General features: G+C 62.0%; 19 protein-coding genes and 1 pseudogene. 7 read left to right on the top strand and 13 right to left on the bottom strand.

Annotated elements, in window-relative coordinates; translation table 11 throughout:
- The first annotated feature begins 57 nt into the window (after positions 1 to 57).
- A complete protein-coding gene (locus CD932_RS05720; protein ID WP_094441792.1) occupies positions 58 to 1,647 on the top strand; it encodes an ATP-binding protein in 1,590 nt (529 codons plus the stop codon).
- Positions 1,644 to 2,252, top strand: a complete 609-nt coding sequence (locus tag CD932_RS05715) for a response regulator transcription factor (protein ID WP_094441791.1) — start codon at positions 1,644 to 1,646, stop codon at positions 2,250 to 2,252. Before CD932_RS05720 ends, CD932_RS05715 begins: the two co-directional genes overlap by 4 nt.
- 14 nt (positions 2,253 to 2,266) lie before the next feature.
- Here the strand turns inward: CD932_RS05715 and CD932_RS05710 are convergent, their stop codons facing one another.
- From CD932_RS05710 to CD932_RS05700, 3 genes and pseudogenes are all read right to left on the bottom strand, one after another.
- Positions 2,267 to 3,367 carry a glycosyltransferase family 9 protein gene (locus CD932_RS05710; RefSeq protein ID WP_094441790.1) on the bottom strand — a complete coding sequence of 367 codons (1,101 nt, stop codon included), beginning with the start codon at positions 3,365 to 3,367 and terminating at the stop codon, positions 2,267 to 2,269.
- A 139-nt stretch (positions 3,368 to 3,506) separates the two neighbouring features.
- Positions 3,507 to 4,721 carry an O-antigen ligase gene (locus CD932_RS05705; protein WP_094441789.1) on the bottom strand — a complete coding sequence of 405 codons (1,215 nt, stop codon included), beginning with the start codon at positions 4,719 to 4,721 and terminating at the stop codon, positions 3,507 to 3,509.
- Between the two features lie 222 nt (positions 4,722 to 4,943).
- A pseudogene (locus CD932_RS05700) lies at positions 4,944 to 6,182 on the bottom strand (malic enzyme-like NAD(P)-binding protein); the annotation flags it as partial.
- A gap of 207 nt (positions 6,183 to 6,389) precedes the next feature.
- Here CD932_RS05700 and CD932_RS05695 point away from each other — a divergent pair.
- On the top strand, positions 6,390 to 7,415 hold the full coding sequence (locus tag CD932_RS05695; RefSeq protein WP_094441787.1) for a LacI family DNA-binding transcriptional regulator: 1,026 nt from the start codon (positions 6,390 to 6,392) through the stop codon (positions 7,413 to 7,415).
- A gap of 64 nt (positions 7,416 to 7,479) precedes the next feature.
- Positions 7,480 to 8,013, top strand: coding sequence for a hypothetical protein (locus tag CD932_RS05690; protein ID WP_094441786.1), 534 nt, complete (start codon positions 7,480 to 7,482; stop codon positions 8,011 to 8,013).
- Positions 8,014 to 8,076: 63 nt separating this feature from the next.
- On the opposite strand, the gene CD932_RS05685 is transcribed toward CD932_RS05690, so the two are convergent.
- The 10 genes from CD932_RS05685 to CD932_RS05640 form a co-directional block, all read right to left on the bottom strand.
- Positions 8,077 to 8,595, bottom strand: coding sequence for a hypothetical protein (locus tag CD932_RS05685; RefSeq protein ID WP_217907232.1), 519 nt, complete (start codon positions 8,593 to 8,595; stop codon positions 8,077 to 8,079).
- Positions 8,595 to 9,632, bottom strand: a complete 1,038-nt coding sequence (locus tag CD932_RS05680; RefSeq protein WP_094441785.1) for an ATP/GTP-binding protein — start codon at positions 9,630 to 9,632, stop codon at positions 8,595 to 8,597. The genes CD932_RS05685 and CD932_RS05680 overlap by 1 nt, the downstream gene beginning before the upstream one ends.
- A gap of 132 nt (positions 9,633 to 9,764) precedes the next feature.
- Entirely contained in the window at positions 9,765 to 11,228 is a 1,464-nt protein-coding gene (gene rng / locus CD932_RS05675; RefSeq protein WP_094441784.1) for a ribonuclease G, read from the bottom strand.
- 43 nt (positions 11,229 to 11,271) lie between these two features.
- On the bottom strand, positions 11,272 to 11,892 hold the full coding sequence (locus tag CD932_RS05670; RefSeq protein ID WP_094441783.1) for a nucleoside triphosphate pyrophosphatase: 621 nt from the start codon (positions 11,890 to 11,892) through the stop codon (positions 11,272 to 11,274).
- Between the two features lie 13 nt (positions 11,893 to 11,905).
- On the bottom strand, positions 11,906 to 12,376 hold the full coding sequence (gene rlmH, locus CD932_RS05665; protein WP_094441782.1) for a 23S rRNA (pseudouridine(1915)-N(3))-methyltransferase RlmH: 471 nt from the start codon (positions 12,374 to 12,376) through the stop codon (positions 11,906 to 11,908).
- 6 nt (positions 12,377 to 12,382) lie between these two features.
- Complete coding sequence (gene rsfS / locus CD932_RS05660; protein ID WP_094441781.1) at positions 12,383 to 13,072, bottom strand: ribosome silencing factor; 690 nt, start codon at positions 13,070 to 13,072, stop codon at positions 12,383 to 12,385.
- Positions 13,073 to 13,744 (bottom strand): nicotinate-nucleotide adenylyltransferase, encoded by a 672-nt coding sequence (locus CD932_RS05655; RefSeq protein WP_094441780.1) that lies wholly within the window; start codon positions 13,742 to 13,744, stop codon positions 13,073 to 13,075.
- Positions 13,741 to 14,655 carry an oxygen-dependent coproporphyrinogen oxidase gene (hemF, locus tag CD932_RS05650; protein WP_094441779.1) on the bottom strand — a complete coding sequence of 305 codons (915 nt, stop codon included), beginning with the start codon at positions 14,653 to 14,655 and terminating at the stop codon, positions 13,741 to 13,743. The genes CD932_RS05655 and hemF overlap by 4 nt, the downstream gene beginning before the upstream one ends.
- Positions 14,656 to 14,935: 280 nt before the next feature.
- Entirely contained in the window at positions 14,936 to 16,204 is a 1,269-nt protein-coding gene (gene purD, locus CD932_RS05645; RefSeq protein ID WP_094441778.1) for a phosphoribosylamine--glycine ligase, read from the bottom strand.
- 74 nt (positions 16,205 to 16,278) lie between these two features.
- Positions 16,279 to 17,004 carry a YebC/PmpR family DNA-binding transcriptional regulator gene (locus CD932_RS05640; protein ID WP_094441777.1) on the bottom strand — a complete coding sequence of 242 codons (726 nt, stop codon included), beginning with the start codon at positions 17,002 to 17,004 and terminating at the stop codon, positions 16,279 to 16,281.
- Between the two features lie 145 nt (positions 17,005 to 17,149).
- On the opposite strand from CD932_RS05640, the gene CD932_RS05635 reads away from it, so the two are divergent.
- The 3 genes from CD932_RS05635 to CD932_RS05625 are packed head-to-tail and all read left to right on the top strand — an operon-like array spanning position 17,150 to position 21,011.
- Complete coding sequence (locus CD932_RS05635; RefSeq protein ID WP_094441776.1) at positions 17,150 to 19,627, top strand: alkaline phosphatase; 2,478 nt, start codon at positions 17,150 to 17,152, stop codon at positions 19,625 to 19,627.
- Positions 19,628 to 19,673: 46 nt separating this feature from the next.
- On the top strand, positions 19,674 to 20,588 hold the full coding sequence (locus CD932_RS05630; protein WP_094441775.1) for a DMT family transporter: 915 nt from the start codon (positions 19,674 to 19,676) through the stop codon (positions 20,586 to 20,588).
- Between the two features lie 27 nt (positions 20,589 to 20,615).
- Entirely contained in the window at positions 20,616 to 21,011 is a 396-nt protein-coding gene (locus CD932_RS05625; RefSeq protein ID WP_094441774.1) for a methylglyoxal synthase, read from the top strand.

Genomic DNA, 21,011 nt, shown 5'->3' with positions numbered 1-21,011 from the left:
TATGATGGTATTGCGCGCCGCCCCGATGCATAATACGGGACGTTAAAAAACACCGTTATGCGCCCATCCCTGTTCCGCTATCTGCAGTATCCCGCCTTTGTCGGCCTGTACCTGCTGTTCGACTGGGCCACCTACATCGATCCGATGTATGGCCTGAACATCACGCCCTGGAATCCCGACCCGGCGCTGGGCCTGGTATTCTGGCTGATCCATGGTCGCAAGGCGGCGCTGCCCTGGTTTGTTGCCTTGATGAGCGCCGAAGTGCTGGTGCGCGGCATGCCGGCCGGCCTGCATTTGACATTGCTCTGCTCGGCCTGGCTGGTGCTCGGTTATGGCGCCATCGGCGCGGCCCTGCGCCGCCGTTTCAGTCGCAGCAATATGTTCGACAACCGCCGCCGTTTGCTGACCTGGGCCGCCATCGTCATGGCCGGCACCCTGTTCAATGCCCTCGGCTATATGTCGCTGCTGTCGTTTACGGGACGCATTCCGGCTGGCGAATGGGCGACGGCGCTGCTGCGCTTCGGTGTCGGCGACGCGGTGGGCATGCTGGTGTCGATGCCGCTGATCTGGGTGCTGGTGAGCGAACGCGGCCGAGAACGCCTGCGCAAGGCCGTCTGGCGCTGGGAAACCCTGGCCTACCTGGCGCTGGGCGGCATCGTGCTGTGGAGCGTGTTCGGCTCTATCCTGCGCTGCGACTACAAGCATTTCTATTTCCTGTTCCTGCCGGTGATCTGGGCCGCCTCGCGCCAGGGCCTGCAGGGCGCCATGCTGACCGTGTTCGCCTTGCAGTTGTGCATTATCACGCTGGTGAAATGGTCGCCCTTGGTGCATATCCAGTTTTATGAACTGCAACTGCTCGACGCCATGCTGGCGCTGGTGGGCTTTTTTATCGGCATCGTGGTCGATGAAGTGCGCCAGGTCTCGCATGAACTCAAGCACACCATGCGCCTGGCCGCCGCCGGTGAAATGGCGGCCGCCCTGGCGCACGAGCTGAACCAGCCGCTCACGGCCCTGTCGACCTATGGCAAGGCCTGCGAATACTTGCTGGAACGGGGCGAGAGCGGCCCCCTGCTGCAAAACGCCATCGGCCACATGATCGTCGAATCGGGCCGCGCGGCCGAGGTGGTGCGCCGCCTGCGCGACTTTTTCCGCACCGGCGCGATGCAGCTCGAAGTGGTCGAGGCCAGCGCCCTGATCGCCGGCATCGCGCGCCAGTTCACGCAGCAGTTTCACGAACACGGCATCGAACTGGTGCTGGCGCCGCCGCAGTCGCTGGCCATCAACGCCGACCGGCTGCAACTGGAACTGGTGCTGCGCAACCTGCTGGCCAATGCCCAGGACGCGGTGCTGGCCCAGCCGCGCGGCCGACGCCGCATTACCGTCGTCGCCGAGCGGCTCGACGGCGGCCGGCTGCGCCTGTCGGTGGAAGACAGCGGCCCCGGCATTTCCAGCAGCCTGGCCTCGCGCTTGTTCGAGCCGTTTGTGTCGAGCAAGGCCAGCGGCCTGGGCCTGGGGTTGGTGCTCAGCCGCAGCATTGTCGAGGCGCATGGCGGCCAGCTGTGGGCCGAAGTCGGCAGCCACGGTATTTTTCGTTTTGTCCTGCCGCTGGCGCGTGCCAGCGCGCCATCGCCCGGAGAGTCTGCATGACCAGTAACCTGACTGTGTTTATCGTCGATGACGATCCCGCCGTGCGCGATGCGCTGGGCTTGCTGCTGGGCGTGCGCGGCTATCGCACGGCGCTGTTTTCCTGCGCCGAGGATTTCTTGCAGGGCTGGCAGCGCGCGTGGGCCGGCTGCGTGCTGATCGATATCCGCATGTCTGGCATGGACGGGCTCTCGCTGCAGCGCCGCCTGCAGGAGCTCGGCTGCCTGCTGCCGGTGATTATCGTTACCGGCCATGGCGACGTGGCGCTGGCGCGCCAGGCTTTCAAGGCGCAGGCAAGCGATTTCCTGGAAAAACCGTTCGACCACGATAAATTGTTGGCGGCCATCGATGAGGCGTTTTCGCGCGAGGCGGCCACGCGCGGCCAGCTGCGGCGCCAGCAGGACGGGCTCGATGCGCTGCGCAGCCTGACGCCGCGCGAGCGCGAAGTGATGCAACTGGTGGTGACCGGCCGCCACAACCGCGATATCGCCCCCGCGCTGGGCATTTCCGTGCGCACGGTGGAAGTGCACAAGGCGCGCCTGATGGACAAGCTGGGAGTCGACAACGTGGCCGACCTGGTGCGCATCAGCATGCTGGGAAGCGATTAACCCCCCTCGTGATCTTACTCGATGGCCTGCAGTACCTGCTCGACCGTGATCGCATCGACCCAGTCGTTGCGTTTTGCCACCGTCAGCACGGTGCTGCTGGCGCTGTCGAACGGCGCCCATTCCGGATTCTTCTTGCGCATCAGCGCCACCACCGGCACGTGCACGGCATTGGCCAGGTGCATGATCGAGGTTTCCACTGAAATGATCAGGTCGCACTGCGCCAGCATGGCCGGTAGCTGGAAGAAATGGTCGACCGCGCTGAACGCCTGCGTGCGCGCCAGGCCGGCGGTGGTCACGACAGCGTTGACCTTGGCCAGGTCATGCGGCATGGCGTTGATCAGGAAGCAGGCGCCGGCCCATTTGGGCTGCTGCCGCATGCGCTCGATCAGCTCGCAGATACGTTCCAGTGGCCAGCCGCGCTTGTGCGACTTGGCGAATGGGTTGAGCAGTACCAGCGGCCCCTGGCGCTGGTCAAATCCCCAGGCGGCCAATTGCTGCCGTGCCTGTTGCAAGGCGTCTTCGGGCAGATGCACGTACGGGTAGCGCTCGGCCAGGGGTATCTCCAGCCCTGTCAGCTGGCGGAACCAGTCCGCATACACGGCGCTGATATGGTGTGCGCCCGCATCCTGGCCCGCATAGGGAGTCAACAGGGCATCGAGTTTGCGGTAGGCAAAATAGTGCATCGGCCGCAAGATGGTCACGCGCTTGCGCATGCCGATCACCAGGCCATCCGGGCTGATCGCGCGCGCCAGGTGGGCGTAGCGCTGCGGGCGGATATGCGCCAGCGACACCACCAGCGGGTAATGTTCGGCCTGTGCCTCGCGCACGCTTTCCTCGTACAGCGCCGGGCTGTACGTCTTGCGGTACACCTTGGCGAACAGCCCCGATTGCTCGACCCAGTCGTACAGCGAATAGGTGCGCAGGCTTTCCCATTGCGCCGCATCGTCGGTGCGCCGCACTTCATCGATCCACAGGTGGATCTTCAGGTGCGGATAGGCGGCGGCAAAGGCGCGAAAGCCGTTTTGCATGTAGGTATAGTCTCCCAGCGCCAGGTGGGCGACAAAGAGGATCTTGTCCGACTGGGCGAGCAGTGCGGCGGGGATCAATGGGGTCATGGTGCAATGCGGTGTATGGAGTGAATCGGGCGAGCCATGCGGCCGGCGTCATGCGATGGCTGTGACTGGCAGTATTTGCCGATGGGACAATACCACGACTCAGGGCGCACACTCAATGGGGGCGCGCCGGCGCGCCCGCTCATCGCGCGCCGTGCTGTGCATGGCGCAGCAGCGCCCATAGCATGGCCATCGGGAACACCAGCATGATGATGCCGATATTCAAGGTGAGCGAACTGGTGGTCAGGCCGAAGATCAGGTAGCAGGTGCACAGCACCACGCCGCCCAGCGCAAACGGATGGGCGTTGGCGGCACGGCGGCGCAGGGCGCGGGCAAACAGGCACAACGGTACAAAAAACAGCCCGAACAGCGCCAGCAGGCCGCTTGCGCCGCGCTTGACGAGCACGTCGAGATAGTCGTTGTGGGCATTGGTGGCGTCGCTGGTGTCGGGCCCCATCTTGCCCTCCCTGACCCATTGCTTCTTTTCGTCCATGTAACCGTTGCGCCCGATGCCCAGCAAGGGATGCTCGCACGACAGCAGCAGCGCCGTGTGCCACGCTTCGAAGCGTTGGCCGATCGAGGTGGTGGCATTGGCGGGGTCGTTCATCTTTTCCACTTCCGTCACGGCCATGGCGGTGCGTTCGCGGATCGGCGAATGCGGTACGTAATAGGCAGTTACCATCAGCACGGCCATGGTTGACACGGCGATGACCAGGTAGCGCTTGCCATGCGCGCGGGCATTGTGCATGGCGATGAGCAGCACGCACACCGGCAAGGCGATCCAGCCGCCGCGGCTGCCGCTGAGGATGGAACCGAACACGCCAGCCAGACAGCCGGCCAGCAGCAAGGCGCTCCAGGGCCGCGCGCGCCGCTGCGTCCTGGCCCATTCCAGGCCGGCCAGCGACAGCATGCCCAGCAGCATGCTGACATTGCCGTAATGAATGGCATTGCTGGTCGAGCCTTGCGGGCGCACCATGTCCTGCATCGTGAATTGCCACAGCGCCAGCGCGGCGCCGGCGATGGCGCCCACCGCCACGCCGCTCCACCATGCCGCAGGCTGCGGCGGATACGCCAGCAGCAGCAGCAGCACCGGCACCACCAGCAAGGCGCGCAGCGGCATGTCGAATTCGCGCGCGGGATCGCCGTGATACAGCATGTTGGCGACCAGCACCGAGAAATAGACGAGCAGCGCGGCGATCAGCAGCCAGTCCTGGCGTTCCAGTCCCAGCCGGGGACGTTGCCACAGCAGGCAGGTACTGCTGAGCAACAACAGCACCGCACCGAACGAATAGCCGCTGTCAACCGACACCGACAAGGCTGAAAAAAGGAAAACACAAACAGAAGTTAAACGCAGCATCGCAGGTTCCTGGACATCCCGGTGAAAAGGTGATTACTGTAACAACATCAAGGCAGGCGCCATTGTAGACGAAAGCGCGGTGTTGACAGGGTGTCCGGAGCTTGTCAAAGCATCACGGCTTGACGGTGTCCCCTCTGGCATAACGCAAAAAACCATGGTTTGCACCATGGTTCTTTTTTGTAAGCAATAGTAACTGGCCGCCCTGGCTTACTTTGCCGGTGCGCGCGTGGCCACGCCGCTGTCGATTGCCGCTTGCGACACGGCTGGCGCGACCCAGCTGCGCAGGCGCTCGTCGAATGGCGACGGAATCAGTTGCAACGGGCTCAAGGCGCTGCTTTCATGTCCCGGCAGCGGCTCCTTGGCCAGCGCGGCGATGGCGCGCACGCAGGCCAGCTTCATCTCTTCATTGATGGTGGTGGCGCCGACGTCGAGCGCGCCACGGAAGATGTAGGGGAAGCACAGCACATTGTTGATCTGGTTCGGGTAATCCGAGCGGCCGGTGGCGACGATGGCATCGTCGCGCACGGCGTGCACTTTCTCTGGCGCGATTTCCGGGTGCGGATTGGCCAGGGCGAAGATCAGGGGTTTGGCGGCCATCGCTTCGACCATCTGCGCGCTGACCACGCCACCTTTCGATACGCCGATGAAAATGTCGGCGCCAACCATGGCCTCGGCCAGGTCGCGGTCGCTGGTGTCATTGGCGTAGCGCGCCTTGTTCTCTTCCATGTTGGCGTCGCGGCCCGGGTAGATCACGCCCTGGCTGTCGCACACTTTGAGCAGGGATTTGTTCAGGCCCAGCGAGACCAGCAGGTCCAGGCAGGCGATCGAGGCGGCGCCGGCGCCCGAGACGGCGACCTTGACCTTGCCGATGTCCTTGCCGACCAGTTCCAGGCCGTTCAGGATGCCGGCCGCGACGATGATGGCGGTGCCGTGCTGGTCGTCATGGAAGACGGGAATGTTCATGCGCTTGCGCAATTGCTGCTCGATATAGAAGCAGTCCGGCGCCTTGATGTCTTCCAGATTGATGCCGCCGAAGGTCGGCTCCATGCGCACCACGGTGTCGATGAACAGGTCGGGATCGTTTTCGGCCAGTTCGATGTCGAACACATCGACGTCGGCGAACTGCTTGAACAGGCAGGCCTTGCCTTCCATCACCGGTTTGCTGGCCAGCGGGCCGATATCGCCCAGGCCCAGCACGGCCGTGCCGTTGGTGATCACTGCCACCAGGTTGCTGCGCGAGGTGTAGATGCCGGCCGAGCGCGGATCTTCCACGATGGCTTCGCACGCAAACGCCACGCCCGGCGAATAGGCCAGGGTCAGGGCGCGGGCATCGCCCAGCGGTTTGGTGGGTGTGACGGAAATCTTGCCGGCGCGGGGCTCGGCGTGATAGGCGAGGGCGGCTTCCTTGAGGTTGAAGGCTTCGCCGGTGTGCTCGGCATGCTTGCTTTGGGCAGTAGACATAAGAATTCTCGGGAGGGCCAGGCAGGCCCGAGTGGTAAGTCCGAGCCATGGTATGCAAGCGTTTGCACGATGTCAAGCCTCAATTTGGGATATTCCCGTGAAAAGCGCTTTGAATCAGGGGTAAGCACGAATGCAAGCGTTTGCTCGGTTTTCCACGAAATACGCCATTTATGCGATAAAATCACACCATTGCGATCCGGGAAGCCCATGACAAACAAGAACCCCACCTTAAGCGACGTAGCGCGGGCCACCGGCGTGCATTTTTCCACCGTCTCGCGCGTGATGAACCCGGCAACCCGGCAAAAAGTCAGCGCCGAGGTCGCCAAGCGGGTGCTGGCCGAAGCCGCCCGTCTGGGCTATCGCCCGAACCGCGCCGCCTCCACGTTGGTGACGCGCAAGTCGCGCATTATCGGCGTGGTCTTGCCCGACATTACCAACGCCGTGTTTCCGCCGATTCTGCTGGGCATCGAGGAAGGCTTGCGCAAGCATGGCTACCTGGCCATCGTCGCCAATGTCGGCGCCGACGAGGAAGAACAACTGTTTGTCATCAACCGCCTGCTGGGCCAGCAGGTCGACGGCCTGATTCTGGCCACCGCGCGGCGCGACGACCCCGTCATCAAGATGTGCATCGACCAGAACGTGCCGGTGGTCACCGTCAACCGCAGCGATGAAAACGGCGTCGCATCCTGCGTGGTCAGCGACGACGTGGTCGGCATGCGCCTGGCCGTCGGCCACCTGCTGGCGCTGGGCCATCGCCATATCGCCCATATCGCCGGCCCGGAAAACCTGTCCACCGGCCATGTGCGGCGCATGGGTTTCCTGGCCGCCATCGAAGCGAGCGAACTCGATGCCTCGCAGGCCTTTGTGTTCGAAAGCAGCGGCTATTCGCGTGAATGCGGCAAGGCGGCCCTGCTGGAATTGCTGCGCCAGTCGCCGCAGACCACGGCCGTGGTCACCGGCAGCGACCTGGTGGCCATCGGCTGCTACGATGCCATCCGCGAGCTGGGCCTGAACTGCCCGCAGGACATCTCGGTGGTGGGCCACAACGACATGCCGTATATGGACCTGATCCGCCCGCCGCTGACCACCATCCGCATCCGCCACCACGGCATCGGTGCCGAAGCGGCGCGGCTGATCCTGCAAACCATCGACGCGCCCGGCTCGTCGGTGCTCGACGTGCGCCTGAAACCGGAACTGGTGGTGCGCGAATCGACGGCGCCACCGCGTGCCTGATGCGCTGGGCGGGGCCGCAAGGTGGTACACTGGCGGCCCTCCCTGATTTCCTGCCCTCATCGCCATGACCAAAACCAACACGCCTTCCCCGAAACGCCGCGAAGAGGGCGTTGCCAAGCTGACCGTCAATCCCTTCCTGGACGCCGACTTCTACGCGCGCATGCGCGACTACACGGAACGCGACGCGGCCATCATCAAGGAACTGAAGGCGATCGCGGAAATTCGCGCCGGCAACAAGCAGCCCGACCCGCGCCTGGCGCCGTCGCTGCAGACACTGCGCGATACGGTCAAAAAAGGCTTGAATTTTGGCGAGATGCTCGAGCGCATCGCGGCCGGCAAGGAAAAAGGCCTGTGGGAACCATGGATGAGCACCTTCGGCATCGAGATCCGCGCCGTCAACTACGGCGCCGGCCCGCGCAACGCCTGCCTGGTGCTGGACCTGGCGGCCAACGCCCCGGCGCACGCCATGTTCGCCAAGGCCGGCATCCAGAACTGGCGCAGCCTGGCCGCCGACGACTGTTCGGTGGTGCGTTCGGAAAAAGCCACCGAAACGTCGCCGTTGAAAGTGTATGCGGTGTTTTACCTCGATCCAGCCTGACTAAGATCGTCCCAGCCCGATGTTCGATATGCGTCACCGTTCAGTATCATCAAGATGAAGAGATCAGGTGACGATCCAGTTCATTGACGGGTGTAATGAGTTGGAGTCGACGACAAAAGGGTGAGGGTCAATCGCTTTGAGCAAGGTTCTTAGCTTGAGTGCGAGGTGGCTTGGGTCAATTGCTCTGGGACGCAACTTTGAATGTTTGGCCGGCTGCTCCAAATGACACACAACACGAATTTTACTTGCCGCGATTAATTTTTTCGCACACCGCTTTTCGTCTTTGTCTATTGCTTCGCATTTTGCGCTGACAAGTCCTGCAATCGTGTCTCGGATTTTTATGGCTATTTCTTCGCCTAAGTCAATTGTTTTTGTTCTTGCATGTTGCCGGAAATCTTTTATCTCGATTAGCCAGGCGATGCCGGATTCTGCAAAGACGATGTCAGCAGCTTTACTGGCGCCGCAAATTTTTTGAGACTGATTGCGATAATGAGACCATTCATCATATTTGCTTGACATGCTGTTGGCAGGGAAAGTGAATGTCAGGTTTCCTTCAGCGATGATCGACTGTATAACTGGCATTAAGTTTCCTCGGATGCAAGAAAGCGATCGGACTGCATGAGTTCCTCATCCAAGGAAGCAATGGTTTGTAGGTCATCTATTTTGTCGCCTTGCTCCAACAGGACAGTATTTTCCTCAATTTTAAGTGAGAAATATCTGGATGCCAGTTTCTTGTAGATATTTTCTTCCGTCAATATTTCCAGTTCCCGGAGCAGGAAAAGCGAATGGGTGGCGATGAAGATCTGAATGCCTTCGGACGCCAGATGTACGATGCTTTTTGCAAGAACCTTGATAAGTTTTGGATTTAAATTCGTCTCCGGTTCATCCCAGAATAAATAACCTTTATCCAGCAAAACACCGGTGCTTATCAGGCGAGCCAGCATTGCTATTTTCCTTAATCCCTCAGCCACGAGCGGCATTTCCATTCGTCCTTCACTCGTAACTTGAAGATAAAACCGGCCATTGGCTGAATCAACAATAACTTTTCCGCCCATCGCCTCCTCCAATGGCTTAAGCAGGTTAGCAACTTTGCTCGCCCGGGGACCTTTTATTGACGGAGCTCCAAGCAATGAAACAGTGTCACGCCACGCCTCTTCGAATTCAAGATGATAATTGTCATATAAGGGAACAAACCAAGGACATAGTGTGGCCAATTCTCTGGTGGGTAAATAAACGGGAGATCGAGTCAAACCTTCACGAGGGGCATGAATGACCTCAACCTGAGACTTTGCATTTGTTGCAAAGGCAATCGTGCAGCTTTTTTCATCGTCCTTCATGATCAGCTCAATTTCACAGCGATCACGGCCTTGCTTTCTCTTTACCAAACGGCCGATCGATTCCGGACGCATAACGGCGACCAATTTTTCAGCATAGGCTTTTTCAAGAAAAGATTTGGAAAATTCTTTCCCTGTTTGAACCTTGAGCAGAGAGTAAATTGCCTTGAGCATGTGTGACTTGCCCAAGCCGTTTTCCCCCACGATGATATTCAATCCGGGTGAAAATTTCCACACAGCATTTGGTACTGTAGTGAAATTTTGGAATCTGGCTATTTTTAACATGTTATTTCCTGAGCATTTTTTCAATCAATCCATAATTGAGATATGCAATGTATCACTTGATTGAATGAGGAGGGAAGTATATGGCAATGATTCTCCCCTGTACCCTTGAGATCACGAAGACCGTAAAAATGATCACATCAAAATCACGTCGTACTGCTCCTGATGATAAGTACTCTCCACCTGCAATGAAATCTTCTTGCCGATAAAGTCGCCCAGCATCGCCAGGTGCTGCGATTCTTCTTCCAGGAACAGATCGACCACTTCCTGCGAGGCCAGGATGCGGAACTCGCGCGGGTTGAACTGCTTCGCTTCGCGCAGCAGTTCGCGCAAAATTTCATAGCAGATGGTGCGCGAGGTTTTTACTTGTCCCTTGCCGGCGCAGGCCGGGCACGGTTCGCACAGGATATGGGCCAGCGACTCGCGGGTGCGCTTGCGGGTCATTTCGACCAGGCCCAGCGGCGAGAAGTTGCTGACCGAAACCTTGGTGCGGTCGCGTGACAGCGTGCGCTTCAACTCGGCCAGCACGGCGTTGCGGTGCTCGGCGTTGTCCATGTCGATGAAGTCGAGGATGATGATGCCGCCCAGGTTGCGCAGGCGCAACTGGCGGGCGATGGCGTGGGCCGCTTCCAGGTTGGTCTTGAAGATGGTGTCGGCAAAGTTGCGTCCGCCAACAAAGCCGCCCGTGTTGACGTCGATGGTGGTCATCGCTTCGGTCTGGTCGACGATCAGGTAGCCGCCGGATTTCAGGTCGACCCTGCGGCCCAGCGCGCGCAGAATCTCTTCTTCCACGCCATATAAATCGAACAGAGGGCGCTCGCCCGTGTAGTGCTGCAGGCGCGTCAGTTCGCTGGGGGTGTAGATTTCGGCAAATTCGCGCAGCTTGACGTAGTTCTCGCGCGAGTCGACCTGGATGGTGGCCGTTTCGTCGCCGACGAAGTCGCGCAGCACGCGCTGCGCCAGGTTCAGATCCTGGTGCAGCAGGCTGGTGGCCGGGCGCGTGCGGGCGCCGTGGACGATGGTGCTCCAGGTCTTGCGCAGATAATCGACATCGGCCTTCAGATCGGCGTCGGAGGCGTCTTCGGCCATGGTGCGCACGATGTAGCCGCCTTTTTCGTCCGCTGGCAGCAGGCTTTGCAGGCGCGTGCGCAGCAGTTCGCGCTCCGATTCCTTTTCGATTTTTTGCGAGATGCCGATATGCTTGTCCTGCGGCAGATACACCAGCATGCGCCCGGCGATCGAGATCTGCGTCGACAATCGCGCACCCTTGGTGCCGATCGGGTCCTTGATCACCTGTACCGTCAGCACCTGGCCGTCGAACAGGATTTTTTCAATCGGGGCAGGGCTGGCGTTCTGGCCGTCGTGGCCGCGCGCCTCCCAGATGTCGGCCACGTGCAGGAAGGCGGCGCGTTCCAGGCCGATGTCGATAAAGGCCGACTGCATGCCCGGCAAGACGCGCACCACTTTGCCGGAATAGACATTGCCGGCCAGGCCGCGCGTCAGCGTGCGCTCGATGTGCAGTTCCTGCACTGCGCCTTGCAAGATGAGGGCGACGCGGGTTTCTTGCGGCGTGATATTGATCAGGATGTCTTCGTTCATGGAGGCGCAAAAGTGGAGGCAACGAATGACATCATACGCGGTATCAGGGCAGGGGCAAACCTGCTTGCCGCAGCAATTGCGCCGTCTCGTACAGGGGCAGGCCCATGATGCCGGAATGGCTGCCTTCGATGTGCTCGACGAACAGCGCGGCGCTGCCCTGGATGCCGTAGCCGCCGGCCTTGTCGTACGGTTCGGGCGTCGCGCAATAGGCGGCGATCGAGGCGGCGGACAAGACGCCAAAGCGCACTTGCGAGATCTGCGTGCGCTGTTCGGCGATGCCATCGCCATGCACGGCGATCGAGGTCAGCACCTGATGCGTGCGGCCTGACAGTTGCTCCAGCATGGCCACTGCTTCTGCCCGGTCGGCCGGTTTGCCGAGGATGGCGCCGTCGATGGTGACGGTGGTGTCGGCCGCCAGCACCGGGCGCGGCGTGAGGTGGCGGCGGTGCACCATGTTCCAGGCAAAGGCTGCCTTTTCATTGGCGACCCGCGCCACGTAGGCCAGCGCCGATTCGCCAGGCAGCACTTCTTCGGTGACGTCGGCGCCGCGCGGGCCGTCGCTGCGCAGCAGCAGCAGTTCGAATTCGATGCCGATCTGGCGCAGCAGTTCGCGCCGGCGCGGGCTCTTGGATGCCAGGTAGATCTTGTTGTCAGCCGGTTTCATGGAGAGATAAAAGTCAGACGCGATGGTAGGGATGGTTTTGCGTGATCGACCAGGCGCGGTACAGCTGCTCGGCCAGGATCACGCGCACCACGCCGTGCGGCAGGGTCATGCTGGAGATGCGCAGCATGCCTTCGGCACGCGCTTTCAGGACAGGGTCGAGGCCATCGGCGCCGCCGATCAGGAAGGCCGTGTCGCGGCCATCCTGCTGCCACGCCATCAACTGCTGCGACAGGCCGACACTGGTCAGGTCCTTGCCGCGTTCGTCGAGGGCGATGATGCGCACGCCCTTGGGCAGGGCCGCTTCGATGCGTTCGCGTTCCAGCGCCATCGCGGTGGCGGCGGTCTTGCTGCCGGAACGCTCGACGGGCTTGATTTCTTTCAGCACGATGCGCAATTCCGGCGGCATGCGCTTCGCGTATTCGGCGAAGCCCGTCTCGATCCAGGCCGGCATTTTATGGCCGACCGCAGCGATGATAAGCTGCATCGACGCTTACTCTTCGACTTTTTTGATACGCTTGATGACGGTTTTCGCCGGTGCTGCATCGGCCGCCGGTTTGGCTGCGCGTGGCGCACGGACTTTTTTCTCCGGCAGCGCTTTCAAGGCCTTGACGGCGGCCGCCTCGGTCTTGGTGGGCGCGACTTTCACGGTCTTGCCGACGGCTTTGGAAGCGACGGCTTTCTTGGCCGGGGCTTTCTTGGCGGCGGTGGCTGCCGTGGCTTTTTTGGCCGGTGCTTTTTTCTCGATCACGGGCGACGCTTCTACCTTGGCCTTGCTTGCCGCCAGGTGGCCGCTGACCTTTTTCGGCTCGTCGCCGGCGGCTTTTTTAGGCGCGCGTTTGGCAGCGCCCAGCTTGACCGGCTTGTCGCCCCAGATTTCTTCCAGGCGGTAGTAGGCGCGGATCGGCGCTTGCATGATGTGCACGATCATGTCGCCCAGATCGACCAGTACCCATTCGCCGGTGTCTTCACCTTCCATGCCGATGATCTCGCCGCCGGCTTCCTTGACCTTGTCGCGCACCGAGGCGGCCAGCGCCTTGGTCTGGCGGTTCGAGGTGCCGGAAACGATGGCGATGCGGTCGAACAGGCTGGTCAGGTGCACCGTGTCGAATACGGCGATGTCTTGGCCTTTGACGTCTTCAAGTGCGTCAACGACGAGGGTTTGCAGTTTTTTGATATCCATTTAGCTTTTGTATAAATTATGTTGTTCAATATAGTCTAGCACTAGCGGGGAAACCAGCTCGTTTGCCGGAACCCCCCGTTGTAATGCCGCACGTATTTCGGTGGCGGAGATATCCACCGCGAAGTCCTGTGCCAGATAAGTCAGACCGTGCGGCGTGTTGCGGATGCTGCTGAGCGTGCCCAGGCGGCGCGTGAATTCCTGCGCCACTGCCTGCGGCATTGCCGTGCCATTCAACGCGAAGCCGGGGCGGGCCGCGACGCAGATATGGGCGTATTCAAATAACTGCCGCCACTCGCGCCAGGTGTCCAGGCGCTGCAGCTGGTCGGCCCCCATCAGGAACACGATGGACGCTTGCGGCCCCAGTTCGGCGCGCACCTGGCGCAGGGTATCGATGGTGTAGCTGGGTTGCCCCTGGTCGCTGCGTTCGATTTCCTGGCGGTCGATCATCACCGGCAGCGGCAGGCCGGAGAAAGCCAGCCGGGTCATCTCGGCGCGCTGCTCGCAGGTGGCGCCCAGGCGCCCCTTTTGCCATGGCGCGCCGGCCGGGATCACGCGCAGCGCATCGGCCTGCAGCAAACGGGAGAAGTACGATCCCAGCGCGACATGGCCCGTGTGCACCGGATCGTAGCTGCCGCCGAGCAGCGCCACGCATGCCGTACCACTTTGACTCACGCCTGCAGCCAGTCGCGATGCACGAGAAAATCGGTGTACAGCGCCGCTTCAGGGCTATTTTCTTGCGGATGCCAGTCGTAGCGCCACTTGACGATGGGCGGCATCGACATCAGGATCGCCTCGGTGCGTCCGCCCGACTGCAGGCCGAAATGCGTGCCACGGTCGAACACCAGGTTGAACTCGACATAGCGGCCGCGCCGGTAGGCCTGGAAATCGCGTTCGCGCTCGCCATACGGCGTATCCTTGCGTCGCGCCAGGATCGGCACATAGGCGTCGATGAAGCCATCGCCGGCGCTGCGCATCATGGCGAAACTGTCGTCAAAGCCCAGGGCGTTGAAGTCGTCGAAAAAGATGCCGCCCACGCCGCGCGGCTCCTTGCGGTGCTTCAGGTAAAAATACTCGTCGCACCAGGCCTTGAACTTCGGATGCAGCTCGCCGCCAAAGGGCGCCAGCGCATCGTGGCAGACCTGGTGAAAGTGTTTGACGTCATCTGCGTTGCCGTAATACGGCGTCAGGTCCATGCCGCCGCCGAACCACCATACCGGCTCATTGTCGGCGTTCACCGTACTGAAAAAACGCACATTCATGTGCACCGTCGGCGCGTACGGATTGCGCGGATGGAGCACCAGCGACACGCCCATCGCTTCCCATGGCTTGCCACCCAGTTCAGGGCGCGCTGCGGCCGCCGATGGTGGCAAGGCGGCGCCGGTGACGTGCGAAAAATTCACGCCGCCGCGCTCGAATACATGGCCTTCCTCGATCAGGCGCGAAATGCCGCCGCCGCCTTCGGGCCGCTGCCAGCTGTCGGTCAGGAAGGGCTTGCCATCCTGCGCTTCGAGCGCCTGCACGATACGGCTTTGCAAATCGAGCAAATAGGCCTTTACGGCCGAAGGGGAGGGAGTGGACGACATCGCGTGGGCCGACGAGGCCGAAATAAAAAATTGAGGACGGATTGTACCCCGTAACGGATTTTTGTGATAGCAAAACTGACGATGGGCTCGTTTCCCGGGCTGTATGGCGCCAGGGCGCCGCAGCGCCTTGCCAAGCTGTTGCAGCCGCTTCAGCGAGGCCGGGGGAGCGGCCAGAGCATCGTTGCCCGGTGGGGCCGCTCCTGTTCAGGGGAGGCCCGGCTTGTCTGTCCTGATGGTTGATCGCATGATAGTTGATCTTTATCGTGCGATCAACGTGCCATCAGTGCTTCAAGCCGCGCCAGCCGATATCGCGGCGGTACTGCGCGCCGTCGAAGTGGATTTTTTCCAGGGTTTCATAAGCCTGCTTCTGCGCCATCTTGACGCTGTCGCCCAGGCCCACCACGCACAGCACGCGCCCGCCATTGGTAACCAGGCGCTCGCCCTCGATGCGGGTGCCCGCATGGAAGGTCACCGAGTCATGGGTTTCAGCGGGGATGTCGCCGATCGGCGTACCCTTGAGCGGGTCGTCCGGATAGCCGGCGGCGGCCATCACCACGCCCACGGCCGTGCGGCGGTCCCATTCCAGCTCCACCGTGTCGAGCGTGCCGTTGACGGCGTGTTCCATCACGGTGACCAGATCGGTTTTCAGGCGCGCCATGATGGGCTGGGTTTCCGGGTCGCCCATGCGGCAGTTGAATTCCAGCGTTTTCGGTGTGCCCTTGTCGTCGATCATCAGGCCGGCGTACAGAAAGCCCGTAAACGTGATGCCGTCCTTCGCCATGCCGGTAATGGTTGGCACAATGATCTCGCGCATCACGCGCGCATGCATGGCCGGCGTGACGATCGGCGCCGGCGAATAGGCGCCCATGCCGCCCGTGTTCGGACCCAGGTCGTGGTCCTTGAGGCGCTTGTGGTCCTGGCTGGTGGCCAGCGGCAGGATGTTCTTGCCGTCGCACATGACGATAAAGCTCGCCTCTTCGCCGGCCAAAAATTCTTCGATGACGATGCGCGCGCCGGCGTCGCCGAACTGGTTGTCAGCGAGCATGTTGTCGACCGCCTGGTGCGCTTCTTCCAGCGTCATTGCCACCACCACGCCCTTGCCGGCGGCCAGGCCGTCGGCCTTGATGACGATCGGCGCGCCCATGCTGTCGATATAGGCGTGGGCCGGCGCCACTTCCGAGAACGTCTGGTAGGCCGCCGTCGGAATGCCGTGGCGCTGCATGAAGGCCTTGGCGAAGTCTTTCGACGACTCCAGTTGCGCCGCTTCTTTGGTCGGGCCGAAGATCTTCAGGCCGCGCGAGCGGAACAGGTTGACGATGCCGGCGGCCAGCGGCACTTCCGGGCCGACCACGGTCAGGCTGATATGTTCCCGCACAACGAAATCGGCCAGCAATTGCGGGTCGCTGATGTCGAGATTGACCAGGCGCGCGTCGCGCGCGGTGCCGCCGTTGCCCGGAGCGACATACACCATCTGTATGCGTTCGGACTGCGCCAGTTTCCAGGCCAGGGCATGTTCGCGGCCGCCAGAGCCGACTACCAGAATTTTCATAGGGACCGTTCGTTCAGTGTGGGGGTTGCAGGGCGGGGGAGGCCGCCCTTGAGTGCGTGTGATTTATTCTCGAATCAGTTTTCAATGAGTGCGTTGGTGAACACTTCCTGCACGTCGTCGAGCAACTCCAGCGCATCGATCAGCTTTTGCATCTTGATCGCGTCGTCGCCGGAATAGACGGTTTCGGTGGCCGGTTTCATGATTACTTCGGCCACTTCGGCCTTGAAGCCTGCCGCTTCCAGCGCTTCCTTGACGGCGGCGAAATCGTGCACCGGCGTCACCACTTCGAAGCCGCCTTCGTCGTCGGCGATCACGTCGTCGGCGCCCGCTTCCAGGGCCGCTTCCATCAATTTGTCTTCGTCGGTGCCCGGCGCGAACAGCAGCTGGCCGCAGTGCTGGAACATGAAGGCAACCGAGCCTTCGTTGCCCATGTTGCCGCCGTTCTTGTTGAAGGCGTTGCGTACTTCGGCCACCGTGCGTACTTTATTGTCGGTCATGCATTCGACGATCACGGCCGCGCCGCCCACGCCGTAGCCTTCGTAGCGTACTTCTTCGTAGTTGGCGCCATCGACGCCGCCGCTGCCGCGGTTGATCGCGCGCTGCACGTTATCTTTCGGCATATTGGCGTCAGCCGCCTTGTCGACCGCCAGGCGCAGGCGCGGATTGGTGATGGCGTCGGCGCCGCCCATGCGGGCCGCGACCGTGATTTCCTTGATCAGGCGGGTCCAGATTTTGCCGCGCTTGGCATCCGTGGCAGCCTTTTTATGCTTGATGTTGGCCCATTTGCTATGTCCTGCCATGTCGAATCTTCCTTAGACGGGTGTTCAATTGTGGCGGACATTTTAGCATAGCGGCCCCCCCGGCCGCCGGCTGTCCCGGTCATGAAGCCGACATATTGTGTTGCTAAAGTGACGCGCTTTCGGGTTACTTCGGGGTAAGAAAATCATGGCAAGTCAGATCAACCGGCGTCAATTCCTCAAATTGGGTGGCTTTATAACCGTTTCTGTCGCCACTGCCGGCCTCGCCGCCTGCGGCGGCAGCGACCACAGCGACGCCAGCGTGCCGCTCGCCATGGGCGGCGACTGGCAGTTCCCGCAAAGCGTGGCGTCCGGCGATCCGCGCCCGGACAGCGTCATGCTGTGGACGCGCGTGGTGCCCGCCAGCCTGGACGCTGTCGCACCAGCGCCGGCCGCCGGCGTGCAGGTGGCGGTGCGCCTGATCGTCAGCGCGCTTGATAATTCCTCTTCCCTCGGCAGCAACAAGGCCCTGGCGGGCACCACCATCGTCGACGCCAAATTGCCCCTGAAGGCGGACTTTGACAATACCCTGCGCCACAAGGTCACCGGCCTGCAGCCGGGGCAAACGTATTTTTACCAGTTCATCGCCGGCGACGTGCGCTCCAACGTGGGCCGCTTCAAGACGGCGCCGGCCGCCACCGCCGACGTGGCGCAACTGCAGTTCGCCTACCTGACCTGCCAGGACTGGAGCATCAACCACTGGGGCGCGCTCGGCCATATCGCCGCCAATGAAAATCTCGACTTTATCGTCCACCTGGGCGACTACATCTACGAAACGGTGGGCGAAGCGTTCCAGAGCGGCGCCGTGGAAAGCCGCCACGACCAGTTGAAGCTGCCCGACGGCACCTTCAAGAGCGGCAGCGCCGGCGCCAAATACGCCACCAGCACCGCCGACTACCGCTATCTGTACAAAAAATACCGCACCGACGCCCGCCTGCAGGCCGTGCACGAGCGCTTCGCCTTGATCGCCATCTGGGACGACCATGAATTCACCGACGACGCCTGGCAGGACGCGTCCACCTACGAAGGCATCGTGGCGCTTGATGGCAGCGATTTGCACCAGCCCTCGCGCCGGCGCAGCGCCAACCAGGCCTGGTTCGAATACATGCCGGCCGACGTCTCCTTCGACGCCGCCGCCACCAGCTTCCAGAATATCCAGATCTACCGCGATTTCCAGTTCGGCAAGCTGATGCAACTCATCATGACGGACGAGCGCCTGTACCGCGCCGACCATGCGATTGCCGAAGCGACCATCAACCCGGCCACCGGCAAGCCGCTGGGCAGCATCGGCAGCCGCTACCTGGTGCCGCAGCAGCTGTTCGACAGCGTGGAGGCGCAAAAGATGGCGGCCGCCACCAAGGCCGGAACCGATCCGTTGGCCGCCGTCGGCATGCTGGGCACCACCCAGCGCGAATGGTGGAAGGGCAAGATGAAGGCCGCGACGTCCACCTGGAAACTGTGGGGCAATGAAGTGTCCCTGCTGCGCATGGGCCTGAACGGCATCGACGCCATCGCCACCCTGGTAGCGCTGGGCAGCGTGAGCAAGATCGGCGCGGCGATCGCCTCGACCTTGCCGCTGGTCGGCGGCAGCGTGCCGCTGGCCTCGGCTATCGTGGCGGCCTCGACGGCCGGCGCGACCAGTGCGATGGCGCAGGCGGCGGCGATGGCGATTGCCGGCGCCGGCGGCAATACTGCGGCGCAGGCCGCAGCCGCCGTCGGCGCGGGCTTGTCAAACGCGCAGGCCGGCATGACGGTGGCGGCCTACAACAGCGGCTCGGCCACGGCTGGCGCGCAAGTGATTGCCTTTGGCTGGATCAAGCCCGACGTGCAGGCCAAACAGGCTCAATCCGCATTCGTGAAAAGCTCCGGCCAGGCCGCAGCGCTGGCGCCGTTCTTCAACCGTTTCCTGCTCAATTGCGACCAGTGGGACGGCTACAACAGCGAGCGCAAGGCGCTGATGGCGCACCTGAAAACCAATGCCATCGGCAACGTGGTGGCGATCACCGGCGACATTCACTCCTTCTTTGCCGGCACGGTCAACGACGATTTCGACGCCGCCGGTGGCGGCACGCCGGTGATGGTGGATCTGGTGTCGGCGGGCGTGAGTTCCGACTCCTTCTTCAGCTACATGAATTCGGCCGCGCAGGGCGATATCGGCACCCTGGTCAGCTACCCGCTGGCCATTCCCGTGCCGGGCGTGGGCACGGTCAACCTGGCCATCAACCTGCTCGACTACACCATGGGCAAGGCGGCGCCGACCCTCGACAGCCTGCTGGAACAACTGCGCGTGCAACTGCGCGGCGCCCTGGGCGCCAGGGGCGTGCCCGAAGCGCAGCTCGACGCGACCGTCACTGCCGTGCAGGCGGCCCTGAAGGCCAGCACCGACTTCAGCGTGACCTTGCTGGCTCTGGCGCAGCAGTTATCAAGCCTGGGCAACAACCCGTGGCTCAAGCACCTCAATACCGATGCGCAAGGCTACACGGTGGTGACGCTCACGCCGGGCAAGCTGGTGGCGCAGTTCAAGCAGGTCAATAAACTGGTGGGGGCCAGCGCGCCGGCGAATGTGATTGCGCGGGTAACGACGGCGACGGTGACGGCGGGAACGGCGGGGGTCGTGATAGCCTGATGGCCGGGGTTGGGGGCTGACCCCGAAATTGCCTTACAATCTGGTCATGAGCACCAGCCCCTTGTCCGCATCCGCCACTCCCCGCGCCGTCTACCTCGGTGGCCTGGCCATCGCCGTGGGCGGCGCGGTGCTGTTTTCCACCAAGGCCATCGTCGCCAAGCTGTTGTACCAATATCCGGTCGATGCGGTCACGGTCATCGCTTTTCGCATGATTTTTTCCGTCCCCGTGTTTGCCGTCATCGCCTGCTGGCAGATGCGCACCGAGCCGCCTCTGGCGTGGCGCGACCGCTGGCAGCTGGTGGGGCTGGGGCTGGTCGGTTATTACCTGTCGAGCTATCTGGACTTTCTTGGCCTGCAATATATCTCCGTCGGCCTGGAACGATTGATACTGTTCCTGACACCGACCTTCGTGTTGTTGATCAGTACCGTCTTTCTCAAGCACACCATCAGCCGCCTGCAGTGGCTGGCGCTGCTCATCTCGTATTGCGGCATCGTGCTGGTGTTCGTGCATGACCTGCGCTCGGGCGCCAGCAATATCGTGCTCGGTTCGACCCTGGTGCTGGGCTCGGCCTGTTCCTATGCGGTCTACCTGCTCGGTTCGGGCGAACTGGTGAAACGCATCGGCGCCACGCGGCTGGTGTCGTATGCGATGTGCGTGGCCAGCTTTGCCTGCATCGCCCAGTTCTTGATCCTGCGCCCGGTCGGCATGCTGAGCCAGCCCATGCCCGTGTATGGCTGGTCGCTGGTCAACGGTATTTTTTGCACCGTGCTGCCGGTATTCATGACCATGATCGCCGTCGAGCGCATCGGCGCACCCGTCGCTTCGCAGGCCGGCATGATCGGCCCCGTGTCGACCCTGTTTTTGGGCGCCATCATCCTCGGCGAGCCGATCACCGGCTGGCAGCTGGCCGGCACCGGCCTGGTACTGGCCGGTATCTATCTGCTTTCAAAGAAAAAATAACCCACCCACCCACTGAGACGGTTCACCATGAAAACACGCATCGCCCTGATTGCCCACGACAAGAAAAAAGATGACATGATCACCCTGGCAGGCGAGTACCTCGATTTTCTCAAGACGTGCGACTTGTCCGCCACCGGCACCACGGGCGGGCGCCTGATCAACGAGCTGGGCTTGACGGTCGAGCGCAAGCATTCGGGGCCGTTCGGCGGCGACTTGCAGATCGGCTCGCTACTGGTCGAAGGCATGATCGATTGCGTGATCTTCCTGCGCGACCCGATGACGCCGCAGCCGCACGAACCGGACATCAACGCCTTGGTGCGCGCCTGCGACGTGCACAATGTGGCGTGCGCCACCAATCTGTCGACGGCCCATCTGGTACTGTCGCAACTGCAAACCCAGGCCGACGCTCTGGCTGCGGCCTGA

Source organism: Janthinobacterium sp. PC23-8 (genome assembly GCF_002250505.1).
Lineage (GTDB): Bacteria > Pseudomonadota > Gammaproteobacteria > Burkholderiales > Burkholderiaceae_D > Janthinobacterium.
The sequence above is the reverse complement of the archived record's forward strand: the minus strand, read 5'-3'. Positions and strand labels throughout refer to the sequence as shown.